21 protein-coding genes are annotated in these 20706 nt (G+C 66.7%); 6 read left to right on the top strand and 15 right to left on the bottom strand.

Annotated elements, in window-relative coordinates; genetic code table 11:
• The first annotated feature begins 192 nt into the window (after positions 1-192).
• From pyrH to TVH25_RS14950, 4 genes are read left to right on the top strand one after another with little or no spacing between them, the layout of a single operon-like run.
• On the top strand, positions 193-927 hold the full coding sequence (gene pyrH, locus TVH25_RS14965) for a UMP kinase (RefSeq protein WP_072698616.1): 735 nt from the start codon (positions 193-195) through the stop codon (positions 925-927).
• A gap of 28 nt (positions 928-955) precedes the next feature.
• Positions 956-1513, top strand: a complete 558-nt coding sequence (gene frr, locus TVH25_RS14960; protein ID WP_072698615.1) for a ribosome recycling factor — start codon at positions 956-958, stop codon at positions 1511-1513.
• Positions 1514-1515: 2 nt separating this feature from the next.
• Positions 1516-2448: a phosphatidate cytidylyltransferase gene (locus TVH25_RS14955; protein WP_422424652.1), complete on the top strand. Its 933-nt coding sequence runs from the start codon at positions 1516-1518 to the stop codon at positions 2446-2448.
• A gap of 32 nt (positions 2449-2480) precedes the next feature.
• Entirely contained in the window at positions 2481-3179 is a 699-nt protein-coding gene (locus tag TVH25_RS14950; protein WP_169620718.1) for a class I SAM-dependent methyltransferase, read from the top strand.
• A gap of 20 nt (positions 3180-3199) precedes the next feature.
• On the opposite strand, the gene TVH25_RS14945 is transcribed toward TVH25_RS14950, so the two are convergent.
• Positions 3200-4030 (bottom strand): HpcH/HpaI aldolase/citrate lyase family protein, encoded by an 831-nt coding sequence (locus TVH25_RS14945; RefSeq protein ID WP_296550837.1) that lies wholly within the window; start codon positions 4028-4030, stop codon positions 3200-3202.
• 84 nt (positions 4031-4114) lie between these two features.
• Here TVH25_RS14945 and rlmN point away from each other — a divergent pair, with 84 nt between their 5' ends.
• On the top strand, positions 4115-5224 hold the full coding sequence (gene rlmN / locus TVH25_RS14940; RefSeq protein ID WP_072698613.1) for a 23S rRNA (adenine(2503)-C(2))-methyltransferase RlmN: 1110 nt from the start codon (positions 4115-4117) through the stop codon (positions 5222-5224).
• 100 nt (positions 5225-5324) lie between these two features.
• Positions 5325-5648 (top strand): hypothetical protein, encoded by a 324-nt coding sequence (locus tag TVH25_RS14935; protein ID WP_422424650.1) that lies wholly within the window; start codon positions 5325-5327, stop codon positions 5646-5648.
• Positions 5649-5654: 6 nt separating this feature from the next.
• On the opposite strand, the gene TVH25_RS14930 is transcribed toward TVH25_RS14935, so the two are convergent.
• The 14 genes from TVH25_RS14930 to TVH25_RS14865 all read right to left on the bottom strand — a co-directional run bounded on the left by TVH25_RS14930 (position 5655) and on the right by TVH25_RS14865 (position 20657).
• Positions 5655-6395, bottom strand: a complete 741-nt coding sequence (locus TVH25_RS14930) for an ABC transporter ATP-binding protein (protein ID WP_422424649.1) — start codon at positions 6393-6395, stop codon at positions 5655-5657.
• Positions 6388-7161, bottom strand: a complete 774-nt coding sequence (locus TVH25_RS14925; protein ID WP_422424648.1) for an ABC transporter ATP-binding protein — start codon at positions 7159-7161, stop codon at positions 6388-6390. Before TVH25_RS14925 ends, TVH25_RS14930 begins: the two co-directional genes overlap by 8 nt.
• Positions 7151-9157 carry an ABC transporter permease gene (locus TVH25_RS14920; RefSeq protein WP_422424647.1) on the bottom strand — a complete coding sequence of 669 codons (2007 nt, stop codon included), beginning with the start codon at positions 9155-9157 and terminating at the stop codon, positions 7151-7153. The genes TVH25_RS14925 and TVH25_RS14920 overlap by 11 nt, the downstream gene beginning before the upstream one ends.
• Before the next feature lie 53 nt (positions 9158-9210).
• A complete protein-coding gene (locus TVH25_RS14915) occupies positions 9211-10443 on the bottom strand; it encodes an ABC transporter substrate-binding protein (RefSeq protein ID WP_072698609.1) in 1233 nt (410 codons plus the stop codon).
• Positions 10444-10463: 20 nt separating this feature from the next.
• Complete coding sequence (locus tag TVH25_RS14910; protein ID WP_296550839.1) at positions 10464-11075, bottom strand: carboxymuconolactone decarboxylase family protein; 612 nt, start codon at positions 11073-11075, stop codon at positions 10464-10466.
• Between the two features lie 49 nt (positions 11076-11124).
• The gene (locus tag TVH25_RS14905; RefSeq protein ID WP_296550840.1) at positions 11125-11868 is read right to left on the bottom strand and encodes an SDR family NAD(P)-dependent oxidoreductase; all 744 of its coding nucleotides are present in this window, start codon (positions 11866-11868) and stop codon (positions 11125-11127) included.
• The gene (locus TVH25_RS14900; RefSeq protein ID WP_422424646.1) at positions 11865-12698 is read right to left on the bottom strand and encodes a TauD/TfdA dioxygenase family protein; all 834 of its coding nucleotides are present in this window, start codon (positions 12696-12698) and stop codon (positions 11865-11867) included. The genes TVH25_RS14905 and TVH25_RS14900 overlap by 4 nt, the downstream gene beginning before the upstream one ends.
• 66 nt (positions 12699-12764) lie before the next feature.
• Positions 12765-13334 (bottom strand): nuclear transport factor 2 family protein, encoded by a 570-nt coding sequence (locus TVH25_RS14895; protein WP_422424645.1) that lies wholly within the window; start codon positions 13332-13334, stop codon positions 12765-12767.
• Positions 13331-14236 (bottom strand): SDR family NAD(P)-dependent oxidoreductase, encoded by a 906-nt coding sequence (locus TVH25_RS14890; protein ID WP_422424644.1) that lies wholly within the window; start codon positions 14234-14236, stop codon positions 13331-13333. Before TVH25_RS14890 ends, TVH25_RS14895 begins: the two co-directional genes overlap by 4 nt.
• A 25-nt stretch (positions 14237-14261) precedes the next feature.
• Positions 14262-14810, bottom strand: a complete 549-nt coding sequence (locus TVH25_RS14885; protein WP_296550844.1) for a nuclear transport factor 2 family protein — start codon at positions 14808-14810, stop codon at positions 14262-14264.
• Positions 14807-16243, bottom strand: coding sequence for an aldehyde dehydrogenase family protein (locus TVH25_RS14880; protein ID WP_422424643.1), 1437 nt, complete (start codon positions 16241-16243; stop codon positions 14807-14809). The genes TVH25_RS14885 and TVH25_RS14880 overlap by 4 nt, the downstream gene beginning before the upstream one ends.
• 63 nt (positions 16244-16306) lie before the next feature.
• Positions 16307-18013, bottom strand: a complete 1707-nt coding sequence (locus TVH25_RS14875; RefSeq protein ID WP_422424642.1) for a thiamine pyrophosphate-binding protein — start codon at positions 18011-18013, stop codon at positions 16307-16309.
• Entirely contained in the window at positions 18003-18926 is a 924-nt protein-coding gene (locus tag TVH25_RS14870; RefSeq protein ID WP_296550846.1) for an SDR family NAD(P)-dependent oxidoreductase, read from the bottom strand. The genes TVH25_RS14875 and TVH25_RS14870 overlap by 11 nt, the downstream gene beginning before the upstream one ends.
• A gap of 45 nt (positions 18927-18971) precedes the next feature.
• Positions 18972-20657, bottom strand: a complete 1686-nt coding sequence (locus tag TVH25_RS14865; protein ID WP_422424640.1) for a flavin-containing monooxygenase — start codon at positions 20655-20657, stop codon at positions 18972-18974.
• Positions 20658-20706 lie beyond the last annotated feature (49 nt).

The following is a 20706-nucleotide window of genomic DNA, read 5'->3' as shown; positions in this document are numbered from 1 at the left end:
CCCCGCGGGTGCCGCCGGCGGGGTCGAGGTGTGTCAGGGCACGCCCACCGGCACGCGCACGGCCGCCGTACGGGCGGTCCGCCGCCGCGCGAACGGTCACAACACAGCGTGTCGTCTCGCGCCCGGTCTCGGTTCCACCGGGTCGATGAGGCAGGATGAAAGGGCCGATTCATGCGCAACCAGAGGAGAGTCATGTCCGAACACGCCCACGAACGGCCCGGTTTCCGCCGGGTGCTCCTCAAGCTCGGCGGCGAGATGTTCGGCGGCGGCACCGGCAAGGTGGGGCTGGATCCCGACGTCGTGACCACGGTGGCAGAGCAGATTGCCGAGGTCGTGCGCAGCGGTGTGGAAGTTGCCGTGGTGATCGGCGGCGGAAACTTCTTCCGCGGCGCGGAACTGCAACAGCGCGGGCTCGAACGCGCTCGCTCCGACTACATGGGCATGCTCGGCACGGTCATGAATTCCCTTGCGCTGCAGGATTTCCTGGAGAAGCAGGGTATCGACACCCGCGTGCAGACCGCCATCACGATGGGGCAGGTCGCCGAGCCGTATCTCCCGCTTCGCGCCCGCCGGCACCTCGAGAAGGGCCGCGTCGTCATCTTCGGTGCGGGCATGGGCATGCCGTACTTCTCGACCGACACCACCGCCGCGCAGCGCGCGCTCGAGATCGGGGCCGATGTCGTGCTGATGGCGAAAGCCGTCGACGGCGTCTATTCGGCCGATCCGCGGGTGGTTCCCGATGCGGTGATGTTCGAGGAGATCACCCACCGCGAGGTCATCGAGAAGGACCTCAAGGTCGCGGACGCGACCGCTTTCAGCCTGTGCATGGACAACTCCATGCCGATCATGGTCTTCAACCTGCTGACCAAGGGCAATATCGCCCGGGCCGTCAACGGTGAGAAGATCGGAACGCTCGTACGGTCATGAACGGACAACGGAACATGGAGGAACTGCCGTGATCGATGAAGCCCTCTTCGAAGCCGAGGAGAAGATGGACAAGGCCGTCACGGTGGCCAAGGACGAGCTCGGGGGCATCCGCACCGGACGCGCGAATCCCGGCATGTTCAACCGCATCGTGGTGGACTACTACGGCTCGCCGACGCCCGTCACGCAGATTGCCAGCATCAGTGTGCCGGAGGCACGCATGGTCATCGTCAAGCCGTACGAGCAGTCACAGCTCGGCGCGATCGAAACCGCGATCCGCAACTCCGATCTCGGCGTGAACCCGAGCAACGACGGGCACATCATCCGTATCTCGGTGCCGCAGCTCACCGAGGAACGTCGCCGCGAACTCGTCAAGCAGTCCAAGTCGAAAGGCGAGGACGCGAAGGTTGCCGTGCGCAACGTCCGGCGCAAGGCGATGGAAGAACTCGGCCGCATCCAGAAGGACGGCGAAGCCGGCGAGGACGAAGTCAACCGCGCGGAGAAGGAACTCGACAAGACCACGGCCAAGTACGTGGCGCAGATCGACGAACTGATCAAGCACAAGGAAGCCGAGTTGATGGAGGTCTGACGGTGGGCAGAGCCGACGGGTCTTCAACCCCGCAGCTTCCACTCGGTGCCGAAGGCGACGCCGGTACCACCCCCGCAGTCTCGGACTCGACATCCGGTACCGCACCCGCGAAACCGGCCTCCCGTGCCGGTCGAGACCTCCCTGCCGCGATCGCGGTGGGGTCCGGGCTCGGCGGTCTTGTCATCGTAATTCTGCTGTTCGCCCCGACTGCCTGGCTTGGGGTGGTCGCGGCGGCGATCGCCATAGCAACGTGGGAGGTCACCAAGCGCCTCCGCGAAGCCGACGTGTCGGTTCCCCGCGTGCCTCTCCTGCTCGGTGGGCAGGCGATCATCTGGCTGGGGTGGCCGTACGGCACCACCGGCGTACTCGGTGCCTTCGCGGGCACCGTGGTGGTCACCATGTTGTGGCGACTGTTCGACCGCGGCTTGGCGGCGCAGCCGCACAACTATCTCCGGGACACCGCGGTAGCGGTGTTCACCGCGGCGTGGTTGCCGTTGCTCGCCTCGTTCGCGACATTGATGGTCCTCGAAGATCAGGGTGCCGCCCGCGTCTTCTGCCTGATGCTGGTGTGCGTGGCGTCCGATATCGGTGGTTACGCGGCGGGCGTGCTGTTCGGTAAGCACACGATGGCCCCGGCGATCAGCCCGAAGAAGTCCTGGGAAGGATTCGGAGGTTCGCTGGTCGCCTGTGTGGCCGTGGGAATCCTCGCCGTCACCTTCCTGCTCGACGGCCCGTGGTGGGTCGGTGCCGTCCTCGGCGTGGTCCTGGTCTTCACGGCCACGGCCGGTGACCTGATCGAATCCCAGGTCAAGCGGGAACTCGGCATCAAGGACATGGGCACACTCCTGCCGGGCCACGGCGGCATCATGGATCGGCTGGATTCGATCCTGCCGTCCGCATTCGTCACCTGGCTGATCCTCACCGCCTTCATCTAGTGGCTGTCGGCAACAGCGGCCGCGACCGGGGCGTGATAGCGAGCCCCAACATCTGGCACTGGCCCGCGGTCTACGAAGAGGAGAACCGGGCCCAGGACACCCGCGGCGCCGTTTATGCGGCGCTGCGGGAGTCGGTCGACTGGACCGGCCGTGATGTCGTCGACGTGGGATGCGGCAGCGGCTACCATCTGCCGATGTTCGCCCGTGCGGCGCGCACGGTGACCGGTGTGGAACCCCACCCGCCGCTCGTGGCGGCGGCACGGCGCCGGGTCGAGGATCTGTCGACCGTCCGGGTTCTGCGAGGATCCGCCGCGTCTCTGCCGTTGCCGGACGCCTCCACCGACCTCGTTCACGCCCGCACCGCGTACTTCTTCGGCCCCGGATGCGGGGCCGGAATCCTCGAGGCCATGCGGGTGCTGCGGCCCGGGGGAGCGCTCGCCGTCGTCGATCTCGACGCGACCGCCCATCCGTACGGAGAGTGGATGCGCGCCGACCTCCCGCACTACGACCCTCCGGCCGTCGAAGCGTTCTTCCGCGCCCAGGGATTCGACCTGCGACGCGTCGACACGGAATGGGCGTTTCCGGACCGTGCGGCCCTCGAACGCGTGCTGGGTATCGAATTCGGCCCGGAGGTGGCATCCCGGGCGATCAGGGAAACACCCGGCACGACACTGACCGTGCGCTATCGCCTCCACGTCCGTCGCAAACCGGCAGGCGTCGAAATACGCTGAGCCGGACCGCGTCGTGCCCGTCAGCGCGACACGCCGACGTGGAATGCCCTCGCGAGTTCGGTGATCTTCTTCGCTTTCGCCAGTGTGGGCAGGTCGCTGCCGTCGTGCACACCGTGGCCGTCCTCGCCCAGTTCGTCGATCACCCGGCGTGCCCATGCGACGTCCTCGGCGCTGGGACTCAACGCCGCGTTGACATACGGCGTCCGCTCCGGCGTCATACAGAGCTTTCCGGTCATGCCCATCGAGCGTGTGTGCTCGGCATCCTGCCGCAGCGCCGCCGGGTCGGCGCTCAGCGACGGACCGTCGACGGGCCCGGGCAGGCGCGCGGCGCGACTGGTGATCACCAGACGCGACCGCGGGTAGGCCAGGGCCAGCGGCGAATCGCTCATACCGGTGTCGCGCCGGAAGTCACCGCTGCCGAAGACGAGGCGGAACGTGCCGTCGGCCCGGGCGATCTCGGGCGCGGCCTCGAGACCGGTCGCCGATTCGATGAGCACCAGGATCCGGGTGCCGTCGGGCATCGCGTCGGCGGTGGCATCGACCTGCTGGCCGCTTTCGGTCTTCGCGAGCATGACTCCGGCGAGATGCGGGATCGCGCTCAGAGCTGCGAGGTCGTCGGCCCAGTGCGGGGTGCTGGTGTCGTTGATGCGCACCCACGCAGAACTGCCGTCGCTGATCCAGTGCGCCACGGCGGCGCGGGCGTCGGCCTTGCTCGCGGCCGGAACCGCATCTTCGAGGTCCAGAACGATCGCGTCGGCGGGCGACGCGGCCGCGGCGTCGAATTTTTCCGGTGCGGTGCCGGGCACCAGTAGCCACGATCGGGCGAGTTCCGGAGCGATGCTGGTGGCCATAGAGCCATGGTCCCCCTGCCGATAGGCGAGCATCACAGCAACGGCGAGTCCGGGCCGCTCCGGTTCATGGGAGAATGGATCATTATGGCTTCTTCTCTGCCCCTGGTATTCGACGCACCCAAGCGCGGCATGCCGCCGCGACACCTCGCCGACCTCGATTCCGAGCAGCGACGTGAGGCGGTGCGGGAGCTGGGTCTGCCGGCGTTTCGCGCCGACCAACTCGCTCGCCAGTACTACGGGCGTCTCGAGGCGGACCCGGCCAAGATGACCGACCTGCCCGCAACGGTGCGGGACACGGTGGGCACGGCCCTGTTCCCCCCTCTGCTCACCGCGGTCAAGCACATCGCCTGCGACAAGGGCGAGACCCGCAAGACGCTGTGGCGCGCCCACGACGGCACACTCCTCGAAAGTGTGCTGATGCGCTACCCCGACCGCGCGACACTCTGCATCTCGAGCCAGGCCGGATGCGGGATGGCGTGCCCCTTCTGCGCGACCGGCCAGGGCGGTCTCGACCGCAACCTGACGACCGCGGAGATCGTCGACCAGGTGCGTGCGGCCGCGGCCGCGCTTCGCGACGGTGACGTAGCCGGCGGGCCGGGGCGACTGTCCAACGTCGTGTTCATGGGCATGGGCGAACCGCTCGCGAACTACAAGCGGGTCGTCGCTGCGGTCCGTCGTATCACCTCGCCGGCACCCGACGGTCTCGGTTTGTCCCAGCGTTCGGTCACTGTCTCGACGGTCGGCTTGGCGCCCGCGATCCGCAAGCTCGCCGACGAGGGGCTGAGCGTGACGCTCGCCGTGTCGCTGCACACCCCCGACGACGAACTGCGCGACACCCTCGTACCCGTGAACAACCGCTGGTCGGTGAAGGAGGTGCTCGACGCCGCGCGCTACTACGCCGACAAGACCGGGCGCCGGGTTTCCATCGAGTACGCGTTGATCCGCGATGTGAACGATCAGCCGTGGCGTGCCGACCTGCTGGGCAAGAAGCTGCACAAGGCACTCGGCGCGCTGGTGCACGTCAATCTGATTCCGCTCAACCCGACGCCGGGTAGCGAGTGGGACGCAAGCCCCAAGCACGTCGAACGCGAGTTCGTGCGGCGCGTACAGGCCCAGGGCGTCTCCTGCACGGTGCGTGACACCCGCGGCCAGGAAATTGCCGCGGCGTGTGGCCAGCTCGCCGCCGAAGGCTGAGAACGGGGCTGCCGACGGCCGGTACCGGGATCGTGTAGCGGGCGTGAATCCGCCGCTCCCGTACGATCGGCCGCATGCACAGGTCACCGGGGGGGTTCCGATGGTAGATGTCCGTGGTGTGGCCGGCACTCTCGCGTGCGCGGCAGCCGGAGCGTTTCTGACCAACGCCGTTCCGCATTCGGTTCGCGGTGTCACCGGCGAACGATTCCCCACGCCGTTCGCGGATCCGCCGGGCGTAGGACTTTCGTCTCCCACCGAGAACATCGTCTGGGGTGCCGTCAACGTCGTGATCGGTGGTGCGCTGCTGCGCGGATTCACCGGGACGGCACGCGAATACGGCGCGGTGGCTGTCGGCGCGACGTCCACGGCGCTGTTCCTCGCCCGCTACTTCGGTGACGTGGCGACCCGGTCCACCTCGGACTGAGCCGGCTCAGACTGCGCGATCCTGCTTCGCCTCGCTGTCGCCGGCGCCGAAGTACGCTGCCTCGAGACGATCCCGGTCGGCCAGCAGTTCCGCCGCGCTGCCCTCGAGGACGACGCGGCCGTGCCCGAGCACGATCGCGCGGTCCGACACGGCGAGAGCGAGTTCGACGTGCTGCTCCACCAGCACGACGGCGATGTTCTCGTCGCGAGCCAGGTCCCGGATGGCGGGCAGCATCTGTTCCACGACGAGCGGTGCCAGCCCGAGGCTCATCTCGTCGACCATGAGGATCCGCGGTTCCGCGAGTAGCGCCACCGCGATCGCGAGCATCTGCTGTTCACCGCCGGACAGGAGACCGACTGTGCGCGACTGCAATCGGGCAAGAGCCGGAAACCTGTCGAGAACGAGTTCTTCCCGGGCACGGTCGGCTGTACTGCGGGCGAGCCGGAAGTGGTCGCGCACCGTCATGGTCGAGAAGAGGCCGCGGTCGTCGGGAACGAGTCGGATACCGCGCCGCGCCATCCGGTAGGGCCTGCGGTGGTCGACCGGGGCACCGAGGGCGGTGACCGCACCGCCCATCACCGGAAGCAGTCCCGCGAGTGTCAACAGAGTCGTCGTTTTGCCCGCGCCGTTGGATCCGAGGATCGAGACGACCTCACCGGCGGAGACGGTCAGGTTCACGTCGGAGACCGCGGCGACGCCGTTGTAACCGGACGTCATGGATTCGGCGGTGAGCACCACGTCAGCCATGAGTGGTCTCCATCGGTGTGCCGAGATACGCAGCGATCACAGCAGGATCCTTTCTCGCCTCTTCCGGTGTGCCCGAGAAGATCACCTTCCCGAACTCCATGACGTAGATGCGGTCGCACACACCGAGAATCAGCGACATGTCGTGGTCGATGAGCAGCACTCCCGGACCGCCGCGCGCCACGGCACGGATACGCTCGGCGAAGTCGAGGCTCTCCTGGCTGTCGAGGCCCGCGGCGGGCTCGTCGAGCAGCAGCAGGCGGCAGTTCCCGACGAGTGCACGTGCGACGCCGACGAGTTTCTGTTGTCCGAGGGTGAGATCGCGCGCCGTGGTCTCCCCGAGATCGCCGAGGCCCACCGCATGCAGCGTCGAGGCCACGAGTTCGTCCGTGCCGGTCTTCCGGCGGCCGAACAGATCCCGCCACAGCGTCGACGGTCCGCCGGGACGCAGGGCGGCGACGACATTCTGCGCGACGGTGAGGTTGCCGAAAAGCTCACCGGATTGCCATGTGCGGGACAGTCCGGCGCGTCTGCGCAGATGCGGAGCACGTCCGTCGAGCCGTGTGTCGCCGAGTGTGATCTCGCCGGAGTGCTCGGTGAAGCCCGTGACTGCGTCGACGAACGTGGTCTTGCCGGCACCGTTCGGCCCGATCAGTCCGACGATCTCCCCGGAGCCGACCGTCAGCGACACGTCGTCGTTGGCGACGACGCCTCCGTAGGCCACGGTCACGTTACGCGCGGACAGCCGCGCCGGTTTCTCATCCGGCATCACTCACCGCAACCTTTCTGTCGTCGGCGTTCGGGGCGGAGTCGATCCCGGGTGGGGCCGGTGGTCGCGATCGGCGGGAGCGGACCAGATCGGCGATCCGGGATGCTTCTCCCGCCACCCCGACGGGATTGACGATCGCGGTGGCGATCAGCGCCAGTCCGGAGATCAGGGCGTAGTAGTCACCGAAATCGAACACGTTGTGCAGCAACACGTAGACGATCCCCAGTGGCCCGATCACGCCGGCGATCATCGCGCCGCCGACCGAGGTGATGCCGCCCAGGTACGCGACCGCAAGCACCTGCAATCCCACGAAGACCGTGAAGGACTCTGCCGACAGCTGGCCTGCGCTGTACCCGATGAGGCACCCGGCGACACCGGCGATGAAGGCGGAGAGACCGAACCCGACGAGCTTGGTCAGCCGCACGTTGATGCCGCTCGCGGCGGCGGCGCGCTCATTGGCGCGTACTGCCAGAAACGTCCGGCCCGTGTCGCCGGATGCGAGCCGGATGAATCCCCAGACGACCAGGGCTGCGACGACCAGGACGGTGAGGGAGAACGACAGACGCGCGATGTCGCTGCCCTCGCGCACACCGAGATTCAGTCCGAACAGCGTGGGGTTGGCGATGGGATTTCCCGACGGAGGGGTCAGGCTGTAGTTGTTGAAGACGAACCGCTCGATGGCCAGGGCGGCCGCGATGGTGACGATCGCGAGTTGCGCGCCCCGGATTCTGAAGGCGGGCAGCGCGACCAGCATTCCCAGCCCCGCCGCGACGAGCGAGCAGAACACCAGTGCTACCGGGAACGGTAGACCCCAGCCGGTGGTCACCTTCGACAGCATGAATCCTGCCGCTCCGGCGAATGCCGCCTGCGCCAACGAGATCTGGCCGAGGTAACCGGTGATCACCACGTACGACAGGGCCAGGAGCATCAGGATGATCGAATAGGTCAACCCGAAACGGTACGTGCCGGAGGTGACCGCCAGCAGGACCCCGGTCGCGACGACCACGACGGCGGCGGGGATCGGCCGGAAGCGCGGAATCCGCACATCGGGCAGTTTGACCGTCTGGAGCGAACCGCGGGACGGTATCCGTCCGCCGAACGCGAAGAGGATCACGATGATCACGAGGAACGGCACAACCTGGTCGACGCCGGATTGCGCCCACACCGGCCACCAGTTCACACCGGTGAGCAGGTTGAGCACCGATTGGAATGCTCCCAGGGCGAGCGAGGCGATCACGATCGTCGCGACGGACTCCATCCGGGCGACGAGGAGCACCGCGAGAGCGGGCACCACGAGCAGCGAGTAATTGAGAGGATTCAACCCGGTCAAGCTCGCGCCCAGGACGACACCCATCGTGCTGACGAACGACGCCATCACCATCGCGAGTGCGGCGAGGCGGTCCGCCGAGAATCCCATGAGCGTCGCGCCCCGCTCGTTCTCGGCGGCCGCCCGGGTAGCCGCACCGGCCCGCGTGAAGCGGAAGTATGCCCAGATCAGTGCGGAGAGCGCCACCATAATCCCCGCCATCACCAACTCGGCGGACGAGACGGTGGTGCCGAAGACGTCGAGGGAGCCGTCCGGGACGATCGCCTCGATCGGAATGTTGTTCGGGCCGAACCGAAGCACCACCAGCGCCTGGATGGTGAGCATCAGTGCGACCGAGACGACCACCTGCGCGAGTGCCGGTGCGCGCCGGACGGGCCGGAACACCAGGTAGTGCGTGAGAAGGCCGAGGAGCAGTGCCATGAGCAGCCCGATGGCCAGCGCCACCGGGGTGGACGGTTTCTCGTCGAACTCCAGGCTTCCGATCGGCAGAACCAGTGTTCCGTCGCGGCGCAACTGCGCGAAGACGTACGCGCCCCACATCGCGGTCGCGCCCTGGGCGAAGTTGATGATGCCGGTCGACCGGTAGACGAGCAGGAGGCCGCCCGACAGCCCGATGTACACCGCTGCGAGGCCGAACCCCAGGACGATGAACTGCAGGTAGGTGCTCATGGTGTACTCCGGCGCGTCTCGGTCGTCATGTCTCGGTCGTCATGTCGTGATCGTCAGGACGCGGGCATCAGTGACGGATCGAGGTCGATGTATCCGTTCTCGTCCACCGAGCGGAGAGTCCCGTCCTCCTGCACCTCGAAGAAGATGGCCTGCGCGTTGCAGGTGGTGGCGACCCCGGGCCATTGCTGCCCGTCGCACGTCACCGTGGGTCCTGCGAACGACGGGAAGTCCTTCACTGCCTTGAACGCGTCCGTGACCGTGCCCGCGGTGATCTCTCCGCCGTGGTCGGACAGGATCTGGGCGATGTTGACGATCGCGGCGAACGTGTAGATCGACCGCGACGACAGTTCGTTCCCGTAACCGACCGCGTCCATCGCGTCGGCGAAGATGTCGAGTTGTTCCTGCACCTCGGCGGGCGCCGACTCCTTGGCCAGCGGCACCCACAACCGCGGCTGTGTGACGATACCGGCGGCGTCGGTCCCCATCTCGTCGATGAACTGGGAACACGACCCCGCGAGGATGGTGTCCTCGTAGCCTTGCCGGCGCAAGGCCTGGAACAGGCTGGTGCAGCCGTCTTCCGGTAGAGCGATCACACCGGCCATGTCGGGGTTGTCCGCAAGCTGTGTCGCGGCAACGACATTCAGATTCGCGCCCGATGCCGGGGGGTACTGCACGCTGACATCGATCCCCATCCCGTCGGCAATCGGCATGATCAGATCGTCGACGTAGGCATGGGAGGTGGGGGATTCGTTGACCGCGAGCGACGCTGTCGTCTTCCCCATGGTGTCGAGCGCCGACATGCTGGCGAGCGCCGCGAACGACACCGGGCCGGTGAAGTAGAACGCCTGCCCGTATTCGGCGGCATCGGCGACGAACGATCCGGCGAGCGTTCCGATGATGGGGATGCCCGCCGAACCGAGGATCGGTACCGCGGCCCCCATGCTCTGATCCACCGCGTCGATCACGAGCGGCACATTCTTCGAGACGAAGCCGTTGGCACAGTTGATGGACGTTTCGGGACTGCCGTCACCACCGCACACATCCACTTCGAGTGGACGGCCGTTGATGCCTCCGAGCACCTCGTTCACGTAGTGGACGCCGGCTTCGAGCCCGTAGGCGGTCTGCGGGTACGCGGTTGCACCTTTGATGGGTGCCTGCGCGCCGATGACGATGGGGGCGCCGGTGGGTGCGGCGGCGTCTCCGGACGCGTCGCCGCCGCTCGATCCGCACGCCGACACGGTGAGTGCGGCCACTGCTGCGATCGCACCGATGTGGAGCTTCTTCATGGGTGTGCCACTTTCTCGAATCAGTCGCGGGAAGTGAGAGATCGGGCGGCGAGTGTGTGTTCGGGTAGGTACGGCACCAGGCCGGGTTCGGGCTGCACGTCGAACGAGCGCAACGCGGTCGCCAGCATCGCGTAACACCCGACCGTGAACACGATGTCCATCAGTTGCTGCTCCCCGAACTCGCCGGAGAGCACGCGCCACGTCTCGTCGGACACCGCGCCCTCGCCGATCAATTCGTCGGTCGCCGCCAGCAGTGCGCGGTCGATGTCGGACCATCCCGGCGCTGCGGGGCCTTCGGCGATGCCGGTGATCTCGTCGGCCGTGATGCCGGCACGATCCGCGAGGATGACGTGCTGGGCCCATTCGTAGTCGGAGTGGCGAAGCGTGGCGACTCGGAGAACCATCAGTTCCCGCTGCCGGATCGACAGCGTGGACTGCGCCAGCAAATGCCGGTTGAAGCTCAGAAACGCCATCGCCAGCGACGGGTGGCGGGCCAGCGTGCCGAGCAGGTTGGTTCCCGGCTGCCGGTCTTCTTCGGGCACGTTGCTCGCGACGGCCGAACGGAACCCGGTGACGTACGCTGCAATCTCCTCTGTCCAATCCTCTTGGGGAGCGGGAGAAATCCGGACCATCGTGCTCGGTGTCCTTTCGTCGGGAAGATGCGTGCTCGGCAGAGCGCGATCAGGTGTTGCGTCCGCCGTTGACGCCGATGACCTGGCCGGTGATGTAGCCGGCCTCCTCGCTGACGAGGAACGCGCAGGTCGCCGCGATGTCCTCGGGCTGCCCGATCCGCCCGACGGGCGTCTTCGCGGTTTGCTGATCGAGGTCGACGAATCCCTTCTCGACCGTGCGGCGCAACATGGGTGTGTCGATGAAACCGGGCGGAATCGTGTTGACGGTGACACCGTGCTTGCCGAATTCCAGGGCCAGCACCTTCGTCAGTCCGACGACACCCGACTTGGCGGACACGTAGCCCGCAAGCCCGGGGGAGCCGCTGTGGAAACTCGAGGACGAGATGTTGACGATGCGGCCCCAGCCTTCGTCGAGCATGTCGGGAAGCACGGCCTGGCAGCAGTCGAATGTGCCGGTGAGGTTGACCGCCAGCGACTTCTGCCACAACTCCGCGGTGATGTCGAGGAAGGGAGAGTCGAGGGAGAGCCCGGCGTTGTTCACGAGAACGGTGGGCCGGCCCAGGCGGGAACGCACCTCGGCGACACCGGCGTCGATGTTCGCTCGGTCGGTGACATCGACCTGCACACCGAGTGCTTTTCCTCCGGCCTCGACGATCGTGTCGGCCGTCGCGGCTGCGGCATCGCCGTCGAGGTCGAAGATCGCCACCATGTTCCCGTCGGACGCGAGACGCAGCCCGATCGCCCGGCCGATACCGGAACCTCCGCCGGTCACTATCGCGATGCGGTTGCTCATTTGATCGGCTCCCGTCCGGCGATGGTCGAGCGGTGCATCACGCGCGGCTGCGACCTGTCGAACGCGCAGGCTCGGTGCAGCAGGCCGTGGTTGTCCCAGACGACCAGGTCACCGACCGACCAGGTGTGTCGATACACCCGATCCGGGGTCGTTGCACGCTTCTCGAGATCCTCGAGCAACGCCCGCCCCTCGTCGAAGTCCATCCCCACGATGTGCGATGCGAACGCCCCGATCACCAGCGAGCGGCGCCCGGAATCGTGTTCCCAGACCAGGGGGTGCTCCCGTGGAGGGCGCGAGGCCCACTCGTCCAGCTGCGCCTGCGTCGGGTTCGGATAGGACCGGCGCTGGATGGCTTCGAAGGTGTAGACGGCGTGAAGATCGGCGAATCCCTCCTTCTCGTCGTCGGTCAACGCGTCGTAGGCCGCGTACGTGCTGGCGAACTCGGTCTCGCCGCCGTCGGCGGGAATGATTCGAGCACTCAGCATCGTCGCCTTCGCGGCAACGTCGTCGCTCAGGCCGTCGATGTGCCAGAAGACGTTGGAGGCAAGATATTCCGCATTCGCGTTGGCAGGGTCGAAACTGACCTCCATCACTTCCTCCGCGGCCGGAGGCACGTCGGGGAATGCGCGCAGGGGACCGAGCTTGCGGCCGAACGCCACTTGGGCGTCGTCGTCGACGTGCAGTTCGCGGAACAGCAGGACGCCGTACTGCTCGAGTGCGTCCAGGCACGCCCCGGGTAAGTCCTCGTCGTGGAGCAGTCGGTCGACGTCGACGTCGAGGATCTCGGCCCCGACGTTCTCGCTCAGCTTTTCTATGGTGAGTGTGCGCATCCGTCATTCCTCGCTTGTGATCATGGGTTCGCGGGCAGGTGCCGTCGGCAGTGTCGGGTCCTGCTGTCAGCCCGGGACGTTCGGCTCCCGGACGTTGGTCAGCGGGCGGGTGTACGACGGGTCGCTCGTACTCCGGGACGGTGCGCCGTTGTCGTGGATACCGGGCACGTCGGCGAACGGGATCTCCATCGACGGAACCATTCCCGACCACTCGATCGCGTTGGTGCGCAGAGCGATACGCCACTGGCCGTCGCGGCGTTCCAGCCGGTCGATGTAGCGTCCGCCGGCAACCCAGTTGCTGTCGTCGAGGTTCCGGGCGGCGAACAGGTAGTAGGTCTCGGTGTGTGCGGTGTCGCCGTCGATATCGCACGTGTGATTGAGCAGATTGTGGTGGGTGGCCTTCTGGCCCCGGGCGTGCATGTCGGTGGACCAGTCGTACAGGTCCACCGGTCCGCCGACGAAGCTTCCCGCGGCGATGATCGCGTCGGGGTGGAAGGCCGAGAGGAAGAGATCGCGGTCGAAGCGATCCATCGCCCGGCTGAAACGCGTGAGCGTATCGAGAATGTCCTGGCGATCGAGGATCGACTCGAGTCTGGCGATCCTGTCCGGGGAAAGTCCTGTCACCGGCGTGGTCATGGTGCGCTCCGTTGCATTCGGGGGGAGGAGGTGTGGGCGTCGGCGATCGGCGACCAGAGGGGTTCACCGCGCGTCGCCCGGAGAGACGGAATCGTTCTCCCGTCGATATCGACGATGCCGTAATGCTGCGCGAGTTCGGCAGTGATGAAGGTGCCGCCGGATCGGGTCATCACGTCCGGATCGTTCGCAAGAGCCCCGATCACCCGGCCCGGAAACTCCGGTGAGCAACCGTTTTCCGGGCGGGTCGCCGACCCCGCCGTCAACCCGGGGATGGCGGCGAGATTGCGTTCCGCGCGTTCGGTGAAGGTCAGGCCCTGCCAGAGCGAGACCGAGGCCACGTCGTGGGGTTGTAGTTCGACCGCCATGTCGCGCGCCATGCGGTCCACCGCGGACTTGGCCGTCCCGAAGACGACGCCGTAGGTGTAGGCCACGCCGGTATAGCCGGACACCGCCACGATGAGCCCGGATCTTTGCGGAACCATCAGTTTCGCGGCGTGCCGGGCGGCGACGAAGTTCGACCGCACCCCTACATCCACCATCTCCCAGTTCGACAACGGCTTCTCCCAGAAGGGAGCGGGGTCCGTCAGATCGTCGGGAAGCGAGAACGCATTGTTGACGAGGATGTCGAGGCGGCCCTGTTCGTTGCCGACACGCTCGAAGAGGGAGGCAACCTGATCGTCGTCCGCGTGGTCCACCTGGACGGCGACGCCCCGGCCGCCTCGGCGATCACACTCGGACGCGGTCTCCCCGATGGTGCCGGGGAGTGGGTGCGTGCCGGGCGTATTCGTGCGGCCACTGACATAGACGGTGGCGCCCTGTTCCGCCAGTGCCAGCGCGATCCCCTTGCCGATACCGCGGCTGGCGCCGGTGACCACAGCGACCTTGCCCGACAACGCACCCATTCGAACTCCTTACCGCTGTAGCGGGTTACTTGCGTGTGGCGAGGTCGCCGGCGGCGAAGAACGCTTCGCTGTGATCTCCGGCGGCCTTGCCTGTGAACCGGTCGTCGCTGAACGGCGTGCCCATGACGCCCTGCGACCAGTCGACCGAGACGCCGTCGTCGCGGAACCAGTCGTAGAGCATCGTGCGTTCCGCGATCCGCCACTGCCCGTCGCGCTGCTCGAATCGATCGAGGTAGCGGCCGCCGAGGACGGTGTCTCTTTCCTCGGTCCCCGTGTCGACGCGGTGGTAGGCGACGACATGGGTTTCGGCGAGCAACGCATCACCGGCCGGTTCGATGTGGGTCTGACCGAGCAGATGCTGTGTCACCGGAACGGCGGGCGACCCCGGGACGACCCATGCGAGGTAGTCGTCGAACGACCCCGCGAAGATGCCGAAATCCACGGTCGCGTCCGGCCAGAACGCGGCGCGGACGGACTCACCGTCCCGGCGGTCCTCGCCGCGCGCGAGCCCGACGACGCACGCACGGACCCGATGGTGTGCGAGAAGCACGCCGAGGTCGGGGTCATCGCTCACTCCGCGTCGTCCTCGGCCGCGTAGCCGATCACGGCCTTGATCTCGAGGTAGTCGTGGAAGCCGAATTCGCCCCACTCACGCCCGTTCCCGCTCTTCTTGTAACCACCGAACGGAGCACCGAAATCGAATGCGCCGTTGATGGTGATGTTGCCTGCGCGGATTCGGCGCGCGACACTCCGGGCCTGCTCGAGGTCCGCACCGGCCACGAATGCGGCGAGGCCGTACTCGGTGTCGTTGGCGATGTCGACGGCGTGATCGATGCTGTCGTATCCGAGGATCGTGAGCACGGGCCCGAAGATCTCTTCGCGTGCGATGGTCATGTCGTTCTTGACGTCCGCGAAGACGGTGGGCTGCACGTAATACCCGACGCTCAGTCCGTCCGGACGCCCGACACCGCCGCCGACGAGAGTCGCGCCCTCGTCGATGCCCTTCTGGATCAGCGACTGGATCTTGTCGAACTGTGCCGCGGACACCACCGGCCCGATCGAGAAATCGCCCTCGGGGTCGCCGACGGTGATCTGCGACAGCGTCTGCGCTGCCACGTCGATGGCTTCGGCCATGCGCTCGCTGGGAACGAGCATGCGCGACCCGGCACTGCAGGTCTGGCCGGAGTTGACCATCATGGTCGCGACGCCCGCTCCGACGTTCGAGGCGAAGTCGGCGTCGTCGAGAACGATGTTCGGGCCCTTGCCGCCGAGTTCCTGCGTCACACGCTTGACGCCGACCGCCGCGGCGGCGGTGATGTCGACTCCGGCGCGCGTCGAACCGGTGAACGACACCATGTCGATATCCGGATGGCCGGAGATCGCCCGGCCGACGCCGGCGCCGTCACCCTGGACCAGGTTGAACACGCCCGCGGGGACGCCCGCAGCGTCCAGGATCTCCGCGAAGACCTGTGCGCTGAAGGGTGACTGCTCCGACGGCTTGAGCACCATGGTGCAGCCGGTGGCCAAGGCGGGGAACACCTTCACCGCGATCTGGTTGAGCGGCCAGTTCCACGGCGTGATCAGGCCGCAGACACCGATGGGCTCTTTCGCGATGAGAGTGCCGCCACGCTGTTCCTCGAACGTGAAGTGCTCGAGCACGTCGATCGCGGTGGTCAGGTGCCCGAGTCCCAGGTTCACCTGGAAGCCACCCGCCAGCGCCTTCGGAGCACCCATCTCCTCGGTCAGTGCGGCCGCGAGATCGCCCATCCGCTGCTGGTAGACGTCGAGGATGTTGCGGAGCACGCCCAGTCGCTGCTCGCGGCTCGTCCCGGACCAACCGGGAAACGCGCGACGAGCGGCTCCGACCGCTTTGTCGACGTCCGCGGCGGAACCGAGTGCGACGATCCCCGCGACCTCCTCGGTGGCCGGATTGACGACCTCGAAGGTTTCCGACTGCGCAGGATCGGTCCACTGCCCGTCGATATAGAACTTCCGGTACTCACGCATGTTTGCCCGATTCTCTCGTGTTGTTCGACCCGGATGTCACTGCCGGACTCCGGAAAGGCGCTGTCACTGCTGACCTTCGGCGTACCAGGTACGGAACTCGTCGTAGCTCGGCATTTCCTCCGAGTTGGCCTTGGGATCGACCGCCACGTGGATGACGCCCGGCTTGCCGCTGGCGTACGCGCGTTTGATCGCGGGCGCGATGTCTTCGTCGCGCTCGACGTACTCGCCGTAGCATCCGAATCCTTCGGCGACCTTGTCGAAGCGGGTGTCCTTGCTCCAATGGACACCGGTCTCGAGCGAGCCCTGACCGTAGGTGCGCTTGTAGACACCGACTTCCAGGCCCCATGCGTAGTCGACCGCGACGACGCAGACCAGCGGGAGACCGAGGCGCGCAGCCGTTTCCAGTTCGGCGATGTGGAACTGGAACGACGAGTCGCCGGTGATGAGCATCATCGGCCGCTTGCCTCCGGCGGCGACGCCCGCACCCACGGCGTAGGGGAGACCGGTGCCGAGATGGCCGAAGTTCTGGTTCCACATCACGTCGTGCGGCTTCGCCTGTGAGTACGTCCAGCCGAAGATGGTGGTGGCGCCACCGTCACGGACCATGATGCCGTCTTCCGGGAACGCCTTGGTGGCCTCGACGATCAGGCGGGCCGGGTGCACGGGGGACATGCCGGACGGCGCGGTCTCCGCAAGTTCCGCCAGCTGGTCGGCGTCCTGCTTGATCCAGTCTTCGAGTTCAGGCGACGGGCTGCGCGGGCTGTCCTTCAGTGCGTCGACGAGCTGGGGCACGATCGCTCGCAGGTCGCCGACCAGCGGAACATCGATCGGGCGGTTCACTCCGATGGCCGAGGGGTCCTGTTCGACGAGGATCCAGTGACGGTTCGCCTCGTTCGCGACCCAGTGCCGTCCGCGACCGAAGTGCACCGGCTCACCGAGTTCGGTGCCGATGGCCAGGCACAGGTCGGACTTGACGACCGCGTCGATCGCGGCGGCAGAGAAGCCGTACGGGAAGGTCCGGTCCTCGAGTCCTTCGATGTAGGAGGTGCCGCCGGAGGTCTGGATCACCGGGCAGGCCATCAGGTCTGCGAGTGCCTTCACCGACGCGCCCGCGCGCGAGGTGTGGACACCGTGACCGACGAGGAGAACGGGTTGCTGTGCAGCACCGATCAATTCGGCAGCCTTGGCGACGAGGTCCGCGCCGGCGGTCTGCCCGACGAGGCGGTAGGCCTCGGGCGGGAGGACCGGAGGAACGTCGAGTTCTTCCTGGATGACGTGCTGCGGGTACTCGATGTACACGGGACCGGGGGTGCCGGAGAGTGCTTTGCGCAGACCCTCGCGGATGATCTCGTCCGTCTGCTCGGCGTATTCGATGCTCGCGCTGTACTTCACGGAGTTCTCGACCAGTGCCATCTGCTGCACGAACTGGATGCGTCCGCGCCGGACACGCTGCTCGGTGATCCGCGCCCGCTGCCCGCCGAGGAAGATGACGGGGGAGTTCTCGACCTTGGCGCACATGATGGCGCCTGCGAGGTTCGCCAGTCCCGGCCCGAGCGTGCCGATGCACAACGCGGCCTTGCCCGTCATACGGGAGACGGCTTCGGCCATGAAGCCGGCGGACTCTTCGTGGTGGGGCGCAACGACGTTCCAGCCGCGCTCCTCCGCGAGATGGAAGAGATGAACGAAGTTCGGATCGGGAATGCCGAACAGGGTGTTGATGCCCTCGGCTTCGAAGAGATCCAAAATGCGCTCGTAAACCTTAACCGACATGCGTACTGCCCTCCATGGCTATCGCAAAGCTTTTGGTGATGTGGTCGACGTGACCGGAGACGGCCGGCAGAATCCACGGATCATCCGTGTTCCGGATGGCGTCGATGTTGTCCGCGACCTCGTCGATCGACCAGGACGGCCGGTACACGCCGGGGGTTTCGGCGACGAACACCTTCGCCACCCGTCCGGCGATCGCGGCGAACATTTCGCCGGTGACCGAGCAGGACTCGTGGGCGAGCCACCCGACGACCGGTGCGGCGAGTTCCGGTCCCATCGGGGGGTACGACGAGGTGTCGAGCCCGTCGGCCAGCCTCGTCAGAGCTGCCGGAATGATGACGTTGGACTTCACGCCGTGCGCAGCGCCTTCGATCGCGGCCACGTTGGACAGCCCGATCATCCCGGCTTTCGACGCCGCGTAGTTGGCGACGTTCGCGTTGCCGTAGATGCCCCCGATGGACGAGGTCAGCACGATCCGCCCGTATCCGGCGTCACACATGAGCGGGAAGGCCGGACGGACGACGTGGAACGCCCCGCGCAGGTGAACGTCGAGAACCGCGTCGAAGTCCTCGTACGACATCTCCGACAGCGACGCGTAGCGATTGTTGCCCGCGTTGTGGACGAGGATGTCGATGCGTCCGTAGTTGTCCAGCGCGGCCTGGACGATCGCCCGGCCACCTTCGGCGGTCGCGACGGACTCGGTGCAGGCGACGGCCTCGCCGCCGGCCGCCCGGATCTCCCGGACCACTTCTTCGGCCGGACCGGAGTCCACGTCCTCTCCGCTGATGGCTGCGCCCGGGTCGTCGACGACGACCTTGGCACCCAGGGATGCGAGCAGGAGCGCATAGTCGCGCCCCAGCCCGCGGCCGGCGCCGGTGATCACGGCGACGCGGCCGTCGAACCGCAGGTCAGGCATCGGACACTCCTCGCGTCGTCGCGATGTGGGGGTAGGGTGCGCGTGTCACTTCTCGAGCACCAGGCCCTCCAGTTTTCCTGTGCTACGCCAGTTTTCGAGAAGCTCGGTGAGTTCGTAGAAGCCGCCCCAGAAGGGATCGCCGAGGAACGAACGGCCGTTCGGCTCACCCTCGCTGTTGTAGTAGCCGGGAGTGCATTCCGTCGTGAAGGTGCTGTTGTCCACCGAGTACGTCCGGACGGTCTGAATCCAGTCCTCCTCCGCCTCGGCTGTGGGCTCGACGACGGTGGCGCCGCGGGTCTGCGCTTCCTTGATGATGTAGGCGATGTGGTCGGCCTGCTGCTCGAACATGAGGGTGGTCGACGCGGTGACACCGCCCTGGACGAACCCGGTCGCGAAGTGGTTCGGGAACCCGTGCGCCATGATGCCGTGCAGCGTGCGGAAACCCTTACCCCAGTGGTCGTAGAGGGAAGTGCCGTCGCGGCCCGCGAACGGCGCGATATCGAACTGGCGCTCGAGCGCGGTGGTGATCTCGAATCCGCTCGCGAAGACGATGCAGTCGAACTCGTGCTCGACACCGTCGACGACGATGCCCTTCTCGGTGATCCGTTCGACACCCTTGGTTTCCGACACGTCGACGAGGGTGACGTTCGGGCGGTTGAACGTCGGAAGGTACTCGTCGTTGAAGACCGGCCGCTTGCACATGTTGCGGTAGTACGGCTTCAGTTTCTCGGCTGTCTCGGGGTCTTCGACGATCTCGTCCACCCGGCGACGGAGGCGCTCCATCGCCCGGTAGTCCTCGATCTCCTTCAGTTCCATGAACTTCGCCGGATCCGCCAGCGCGGCCCAGCCGTTGGTCTCGTTGAGCTTGGCCGCCATGTTGCGGGCGACCTCGGTCCACCCGTCGCAGATCAGGTCGGGCTCGCCCGGGTTGTAGAACGCGAAGGCAGCATTGTGGAAGTTGCGCTGCCGCGCCGCGCGCCAGCCCGGTTCGAGGCTCTCCACCCATTCGGGGTCGGTCGGGTAGTTGGCCCGCTCGAAGATGTAGGACGGGGTCCGCTGGAACACGGTCAGGTGCTTCGCACCGCGCGCCAGATGCGGGATCGCCTGGACGCCGCTCGACCCGGTGCCGATGATGGCGATCTTCTTGTCGGCAAGCTTGTCGAGCCCGCCGTGCAGGTCGCCACCGGTGTAGTCGTAATCCCAGCGGGCGGTGTGGAACGTGTGGCCCTTGAAGTCGGTGATCCCGGGGATGCCCGGAAGCTTCGGGCGGTTGTAGGGACCTTGTGCCATGACGACGAAGCGAGCACGGATCTCGTCGCCCCGGTTCGTGCGGATCTGCCAGCGATCGATCTCGTCGTCCCACTCCAGGGAGCGGATCAGCGTATGGAAGATCGCGTTGTCGTACAGACCGAAGTGCTTACCGATGCGCTGGGCGTGTTCGAAGCATTCGTCCCCCTTCGAGTACTTCTCCTTCGGCATGTAACCGGTTTCCTCGAGCAGGGGGAGATAGCAATAGGCATCCGAGTCGATCTGGATGCCGGGGTAGCGATTCCAGTACCAGACGCCACCGAAGTCGCCGCCCAGTTCGACGATGCGGAAGTCGGTGACGCCGGCCTGCTGAAGACGATGTGCCGCGATGAGACCGCAGAACCCACCGCCGAGGACGACCACCTCGATGTCGTCGGTGATCGGTTCGTGCGGATCTGCCAGCGATCGATCTCGTCGTCCCACTCCAGGGAGCGGATCAGCGTATGGAAGATCGCGTTGTCGTACAGACCGA

This window comes from Rhodococcus sp. 7Tela_A2 (genome assembly GCF_049311045.1).
GTDB lineage: Bacteria > Actinomycetota > Actinomycetes > Mycobacteriales > Mycobacteriaceae > Rhodococcus.
The sequence above is the reverse complement of the archived record's forward strand: the minus strand, read 5'-3'. Positions and strand labels throughout refer to the sequence as shown.

Coding starts and splice junctions, on each gene's coding strand:
- TVH25_RS14905 (WP_296550840.1), bottom strand. CDS start 11,868: ATGAGCAACCGCATCGCGATAGTGACCGGCGGAGGTTCCGGTATCGGC.
- pyrH (WP_072698616.1), top strand. CDS start 193: ATGTCCGAACACGCCCACGAACGGCCCGGTTTCCGCCGGGTGCTCCTC.
- TVH25_RS14900 (WP_422424646.1), bottom strand. CDS start 12,698: ATGCGCACACTCACCATAGAAAAGCTGAGCGAGAACGTCGGGGCCGAG.
- TVH25_RS14875 (WP_422424642.1), bottom strand. CDS start 18,013: ATGTCGGTTAAGGTTTACGAGCGCATTTTGGATCTCTTCGAAGCCGAG.
- TVH25_RS14915 (WP_072698609.1), bottom strand. CDS start 10,443: ATGAAGAAGCTCCACATCGGTGCGATCGCAGCAGTGGCCGCACTCACC.
- TVH25_RS14920 (WP_422424647.1), bottom strand. CDS start 9,157: ATGAGCACCTACCTGCAGTTCATCGTCCTGGGGTTCGGCCTCGCAGCG.
- TVH25_RS14880 (WP_422424643.1), bottom strand. CDS start 16,243: ATGCGTGAGTACCGGAAGTTCTATATCGACGGGCAGTGGACCGATCCT.
- TVH25_RS14870 (WP_296550846.1), bottom strand. CDS start 18,926: ATGCCTGACCTGCGGTTCGACGGCCGCGTCGCCGTGATCACCGGCGCC.
- rlmN (WP_072698613.1), top strand. CDS start 4,115: ATGGCTTCTTCTCTGCCCCTGGTATTCGACGCACCCAAGCGCGGCATG.
- TVH25_RS14895 (WP_422424645.1), bottom strand. CDS start 13,334: ATGACCACGCCGGTGACAGGACTTTCCCCGGACAGGATCGCCAGACTC.
- TVH25_RS14910 (WP_296550839.1), bottom strand. CDS start 11,075: ATGGTCCGGATTTCTCCCGCTCCCCAAGAGGATTGGACAGAGGAGATT.
- TVH25_RS14890 (WP_422424644.1), bottom strand. CDS start 14,236: ATGGGTGCGTTGTCGGGCAAGGTCGCTGTGGTCACCGGCGCCAGCCGC.
- TVH25_RS14925 (WP_422424648.1), bottom strand. CDS start 7,161: ATGCCGGATGAGAAACCGGCGCGGCTGTCCGCGCGTAACGTGACCGTG.
- TVH25_RS14945 (WP_296550837.1), bottom strand. CDS start 4,030: ATGGCCACCAGCATCGCTCCGGAACTCGCCCGATCGTGGCTACTGGTG.
- TVH25_RS14930 (WP_422424649.1), bottom strand. CDS start 6,395: ATGGCTGACGTGGTGCTCACCGCCGAATCCATGACGTCCGGTTACAAC.
- TVH25_RS14935 (WP_422424650.1), top strand. CDS start 5,325: ATGGTAGATGTCCGTGGTGTGGCCGGCACTCTCGCGTGCGCGGCAGCC.